This is a genomic window from Allobosea sp. LjRoot9 (assembly GCF_964252745.1).
GTDB lineage: Bacteria > Pseudomonadota > Alphaproteobacteria > Rhizobiales > Beijerinckiaceae > Allobosea.
Genome location: NZ_CAXUPC020000020.1, coordinates 1 through 1,297 on the forward strand (window position 1 = coordinate 1; position 1,297 = coordinate 1,297).

The 1,297-nt window shown below is 62.0% G+C and carries 1 protein-coding gene; it reads left to right on the forward strand.

Annotation, left to right across the window (positions count from 1 at the left end):
- Positions 1 to 55: 55 nt before the first annotated feature.
- Positions 56 to 1,258: an IS256 family transposase gene (locus ACSQ3P_RS31645; RefSeq protein WP_436164766.1), complete on the forward strand. Its 1,203-nt coding sequence runs from the start codon at positions 56 to 58 to the stop codon at positions 1,256 to 1,258.
- The last annotated feature ends 39 nt before the right edge of the window (positions 1,259 to 1,297 follow it).

Below are 1,297 nucleotides of genomic sequence, written 5' to 3' on the forward strand. Positions count from 1 at the left end.
GGGACTGTCAGGGATTTTGTGTCTTGGGCCATAGTGACGCCGATGGAGGGCGCATATGGTCATCAAGAAGGACACGTTGGATCAGTTGCTTGCGGGGCGTGACCCGCGAGATGTTTTTGCCAAGGATGGACTTGTCGACGAGCTGAAGAAGGCTCTTGCGAACCGGGTTCTGTCGGCGGAGCTGGACGATCACCTCGATGGCGAGGCGGCGGCCGGGAAGAGCAATCGCCGCAATGGCTATTCGAAGAAGACGGTGCTGGGCGAGAGCTCGAAGCTGGAGCTGCGGATTCCGCGCGATCGGGAGGGTACGTTCGATCCCAAGCTGATCGCCAAGTACCAGCGCCGCTTTCCCGGCTTCGACGCCAAGATCATCTCGATGTACGCCCGGGGGATGAGCGTCCGCGAGATCCAGGGCCATCTGCTGGAGATCTATGGCCTCGACGTCTCGCCCGACCTGATCTCGACGGTGACCGACGCCGTGCTGGAGACCGTAACGGAGTGGCAGAACCGGCCGCTGGAGACGAGCTATCCGCTGATCTTCTTCGACGCCATGCGCGTGAAGATCCGGGACGAGGGCCTGGTCCGCAACAAGGCGGTGTACCTGGCCCTTGGCGTGCAGGCCGACGGCACCAAGGACATCCTCGGCATCTGGATCGAGACGACCGAGGGCGCCAAGTTCTGGCTACGCGTGATGAACGAGCTGAAGAACCGCGGCGTCGAGGACGTGCTGATTGCCGTCGTCGACGGCCTGAAGGGCTTCCCCGAAGCGATCAACGCCGTCTTTCCGCAGGCGATCGTACAGACCTGCATCGTGCATCTGATCCGGCATTCGCTGGAGTTCGTCTCCTGGAAGGATCGAAAGCCCGTCGTGCCGGCGCTGCGCGCGATCTACCGCGCCAAGGACGCAGAAGCCGGAGCGGCCGCGCTCGAGGCCTTCGATGCGGGTTTCTGGGGCAAAAAATACCCCGCGATCGCCCTGGCATGGCGCCGCAACTGGGATCGCGTCATCCCGTTTTTCGCCTTTCCCGAGGGCGTGCGGAAAATCATCTACACCACCAACGCGATCGAGGCTCTGAATGCCAAGCTCCGGCGCGCGGTCAAAATACGGGGGCATTTTCCAACCGACGAGGCCGCGACCAAGCTGATCTATCTCGTCTTGCGCGACGCTGCGGCCGAGTGGAAAATGGCACCGCGCGAATGGGGCGAAGCAAAATCCCAGTTCGCCATCATGTTCGAGGAACGCTTCATCACGCGGTGAAGCTCAACCCGCCCCGGACACAAAAATTCAGACAGTCCC